Genomic DNA, 4,902 nt, shown 5'->3' on the forward strand with positions numbered 1-4,902 from the left:
GCCACGCCCCCTGGGCCCGCTGCGGGCCGGACAACCAGACGTTGGCCCGGGCCAGCGCCTGCTGACAGTGCGCCCGCCCGTCCGCGTCGGTGAACAGCCCGTGCGCGTGCCGGAACGACTCGATGGCGCCGACGAGCTGCCCCCGGCTGAACCGGTGCCGGCCCTCGGCGAGCATCAGCCACGGATCCTCGGCGACGAGCCAGGCCGGGAGCACGTCCCGCCACGGCTCCACCCCGTCCGCGATCAGGCCCGGCCCCAGCCGGCCCAGCAGGCGGCGCACACTCGACCAACGGCCGGCCCGCGCGTACGAGCGGGCGGCCTCGGCATGCGCGTTCTCCCGTTCCAGGATCTGCGCCGCCCGCACATGCCATTGCCGGGCGCCGTCATCGCCCAGATCGTCGACCAGCGTCGCGGCAAGATGCGACCGGAGCACCTCGTGGTACCGGTAGGTCCAGCCGCCGTCGGCGCTGGTGGTGAAGGCCTGGAGGCGTTCCAGCTCGGCCAGGATCAGGTGACTGTCCCGCTGACCGAGCAGCTCGTCGCAGCGCGGGCCGGTGAGCGTGTCGAAAACCCCGGTGCGGATGAGGAAGGAATGCAGGTGGGCGGGGAGGTCGGCGAGCACCGTACGGGCAAGGTAGGCGCGGCAGAGTGACGCACGCCCGTCGAGCGCGGCGACGGCGGCCCGGCGGTCGGCCACCGGCCGGCCGCGGGTCGAAAGATGGAAAAGATGAAGCCCGGCGGGCCACCCACCGACCCGGCGGGTGAGCGCGGCGATGTCACTGGGCGGAAGCGGCTCACGGTAGACGTCCCGGAGCAGCTCCTCGGCCTCCCAGGCCCGGAACCGCATCTGATCGGGACCGATGGTGAGCAGACCGGTGAGCTCATGCCGGGAGGTGTTGACGCCGGGCATTCGCCGCCCGGCCAGAACGGTGTGCAGCTGCGGAGGGGCGGCGACAAGCATGCGCTCCACGGCGCGTTCACCGTCGGACCCTTCCAGCCACTGGGCATCGTCGATCACCAGCAGGGTGTCCTGCCGCAGCCCGGCCCCGAGATCCTCGGCGAACTCGACAAGATCATGCGGCCGGTGCGGAACCGGCAGGCCGACCGGACAGGCCCGGCGAAGACGCCGGTTGAGGGTGGCGGGATCGGTGTCACCAGGATCAGCGGTGATCCACACAACGGCGCCGTCAAAGGCATGCGCATAGTGCGCAAGAAGCGTCGTCTTCCCGAACCCGGCCGGCGCGACGATGAGCGCAAGCGGAGCCTGACGAAGCGGAGTGAGCTCCATCAACAGGCGAGAACGAACCAGCCCGGTAGCGCCAGTATGTCGAAACGTCGGCACGGTGATCACCGCCTCGGTGGGCGGACCCCGGAGCGGTCGGTCCCCCGCAACAGTCTGCACCGGCGGGGCCGTTACCTCCGGGTACAAATTGACACCGGTCAGGAACATGACACGAGGAGCGGTGATACTCGCGTCCGCGCTACCTCTTGCCTGGGACAAGCAACTTGTCGTCCTTGTCCGCCACGGGCAGGTCGCCGACCTGGTTCGGCGTTACCGTCCATCCGGCGCTCGCGATCTCGCCCAAGGATGCATTCGTGGTGCTGCGGTTGTCGGCTCCCTGCCGCTTCTTGTCGATGTACGGCCGGGTCCAGGAAAGCAATCGGCTCGCCGCGTCGGCGTTCGGCGTCAACACAGCAATCGTCTTGAGGTCGACGCTGCACAACGTGCAGGGACTGTAGTTGATCTCCGCGGCTATTCTCTGAATCCGGCTCCGCCACTTGTCGTCAGCCACATTCTGGAGCCAGCTGGCCAACTGCCGCTCCGCGTGCGTTGCGTTCGACTGGACGCTGCTTCCCTCAGCGGTATTGAAGGTCACCATCCGGAGGGTCTTCTCCCCCGGCTTCGGCGGCTCGATCAAACCACCGGAACGCTGCTGGGTGGAGCTCAGGGCGCGTCCGCGCTTCGGCTTGGCCGATTTGTCGAGCTCCACACCCGGCATCTCGTATACCGCGTCGGCAAAAACGTAGCGGCCACCGCTGTCCTGCAACGGCTGACCCTTCTCATCACGAGCTACCTGCGATCCTGACGGCCGACGGCCACGCATCTCCGCCGGCAGCTGGTCGGTCGCGTCGGCCAGCGTCAGGGTGATCTTCATCGTGACGTAGGGCGTTCCTTCCTTGAGCTTGCCGGTCTCGTCGTCCTCCCGTTTCTTGAGGTATCGAGGAATGAGGCTCACCAGACGATCGAACGGACTGGCCTCCGCCATGATGTCGACGGCGCCCGCCGGGCCGACCGGACCCAGCTCAAGTCGCTTGAGGCCGCGCGGCGCCAGGTCGGCGCGGATGGCGGGAAGATCGCCGCGGACCTTGTCGACACTCGCGCCGTCCTGGAACGCCGCCAGCACCCGACGACGCGCCAGGGAACGGACGTCCTCCCCCCTCAGCCGGGCCATCCCCGCCTCGGCCTTGCCTTTCACCCAGGCCTTGCCCGCTGCGACCTTGGCCTTCACCCTGCCGCTGATTCCGGCGATCCCCCGGATCACCGGCCCCGCCAGCTTCAGCCCCGTCTTGATCACAAAGTCCAGCGCCTGATTGACCGGCTTCTGCAGCGTCTCCACGATCGACCGGATCTTCTGCCCGATCCCACCCAGCCCGATCACACTGGCCAGGAACCCGATGATGATCGGCAGCATCTGCCCCAGCACATCGTTGATCTTGTTGATGACCCCGCCGACGTTGCCCCGCACGATGTCCGCGACCGAGTCCAGGATCGTGTCCACGAAGCGGGCGATCCGCCCCGCGTTAGTCACGAAGAACATCACCACGTCGTAGATCAGTTTGCAGGCCTTGATGAACGCCGCCGCCGGGTTGAGCAGGCCGATCAGCCACGTGATCCCGGCCGCGATGATTTTCTCCTCGACGAAGTCGCGGACCTTCTCCAGGATCATTTCCTTGATGTCGCCGAGTTTTTCCAGCAGCATCTCCCACAGCCCGCCGACGCCCTGGGCCGCCAGGATCTGGAAGATCGTCACGCCTTTCTCGACCGCCGCCATCGCCGGGGCGCCGATCTGCCTGACGATCCGGTTGCGGATGTTGGCCCAGGTCAAGCCGAAGATCGAGGCCAGCAGCCGGATGATGCCCTTGACGTCGAACGTCTCCGGCAGCTCCACCCCGCCCTCGGCCAGCGCGCCGAACAGCCAGCCCATCAGGCCTTTGCGGAGGTGGTCGACGATGTTTTCCTTGAACTTGAGGATGCCGCCCTTCACCCCGGCGATCAGATTGCCGAGGAAGCCGATCGGGTTCTTGATGATCTCGCCGACCACACCGGCCGCCCGGGACAGGACGTTCTTGAGCATCGCCACGAGTTCGCGGATCGTGTTGATGACCGCTTTGATCGCGCCGATCGCCTTGTCGACCAGGCCCTTGTTCTCCGCCTGCAGCGCTTCGATGCGTTCGTCGAGGCCCTTGCGCGCGTCGACGTACTTCGTGGCGAGCGTGTCGACGACCGATTCCTGTTTGGCGTCGACGTCACTTTCCAGCTGGCTGAAGCGGTCGCCGATCTCCTTCGAGGCCTCGGCGCCGACCTTCTTCAGGTCGGTGGGCAGGCTCTGCACGTACGCGGTGATCTCGGTCCGGCCCCGCGCGATGCGCTGCTTCGCCGCGGTGAGCTCGCCGCCCACGATGGTCGCGACCCGGCTGATGACGCCGTCCATCCGTTGCAGATACAGCTCCCGCCCGGCGCGGTAGAACTCGTCGACCTTCGCCGGCATCCCGAACAGCTTGTCCTTCGCCCAGCGGAAGCCGCCCAGCCAGCCGCCGTAGCGGTCCTTCTTGTACGCCGCCATCTTGGTCGCGACGAACGTCTCGAACGCCGTCCGCGCACCCGCCTCGCCCGTGTTGAACTCGGCCTCCACCTTGGCGTCGATGCCGTCGAGCAGTTTGCGCACGTCGGCCTCGGTGGCGGCGAAGAGGCCCTGGATCTTCCCGGTGACCTCGGCCCGCTTGGCCTCGTCCTTGGACTTGGCCTTGCCCTTGCCGGCGACCAGCGCCGCGAGCGCCGCCCCCTTGGCACCCTGCATGCCGGCGACACCCGCGGTGGTCTGCGCGGCGGCTTCGGTCCGGCTCTGCGTCAGCACCTGCTGTTCCTGCTGGCGGAACTCGCCCGGGGCGGTGTCGGCGTGCGCGGCCGCGGCCTGCTTGTCGGTGAGGGCCTGCTGGAATTCCGGCTCGTTGGACCGGGCCAGCTGCGGCTCGCTGACGTCGGCGTCGGCCAGTTCCTGATCGGCCTCATGCTTACCGGCGGCCAGGTTGACCTGCTCGGCCGGGGCCGTCTTCGGCACGGCACCGGCGGCCGGGATCGCAGCGACCTGCCCCGGCTGTTCCTCGGCCATCGGCGTGACCGGCTTGGGGATCGCGTTGGAGGTGTCCGGCGGTGCTGCCGTCGCCGCCTCGATGTCCTTGGCCTGGCCCTGTTTGCCCTGGGTCACCAGCCCTTTGATGTTGTCCTTGACCTCACCAGCCTTACCTGAACTGCGGTAGGCGTCGGCCTCCTCCAGCGTCTTGGGCGACTTGGCCTCGATGGCCGCCTTCACCGCCGCGATGAAGGCCTGCTTGTCGAAGGTGCCGGCCGGCTGGGCGTCCATCGTGTCGACCTTGGCCGCCCGGGCCTGCCCGGTGACGTCGTCGCTGGGCGCCAGCGCCGCGTCCTGGGCCTCTTTCGCTTTGGCTGCCGCGGCCGAGTGGGCCCGCTTCTGTTGGGCGAAACCTTTGACGTTGCGCCGTACCTGGGCGAAGGCCGGATCGTCGTCGGGCCGCACGCCGGCCGGCGCGACCGGTGGCCGCAGCAGCTGATCCCCGGACAAGGCCGCAGGCGCCGTTGCCGGCGGGGCGGCGGCCGCGACC

2 protein-coding genes are annotated in these 4,902 nt (G+C 68.4%); both read right to left on the bottom strand.

Features of this window, described 5'->3' with window-relative positions:
- Nucleotides 1-1,450: AAA family ATPase (locus AB0C29_RS33700; RefSeq protein ID WP_360828900.1), on the bottom strand; the 1,450-nt coding region annotated here is incomplete at its 3' end.
- 31 nt (nt 1,451-1,481) lie between these two features.
- Entirely contained in the window at nt 1,482-4,643 is a 3,162-nt protein-coding gene (locus tag AB0C29_RS33705; RefSeq protein ID WP_360828902.1) for a hypothetical protein, read from the bottom strand.
- Nucleotides 4,644-4,902: the final 259 nt, after the last annotated feature.

The organism is Actinoplanes sp. NPDC048791 (genome assembly GCF_040650095.1).
In the GTDB taxonomy this organism is placed as follows: Bacteria; Actinomycetota; Actinomycetes; order Mycobacteriales; family Micromonosporaceae; genus Actinoplanes.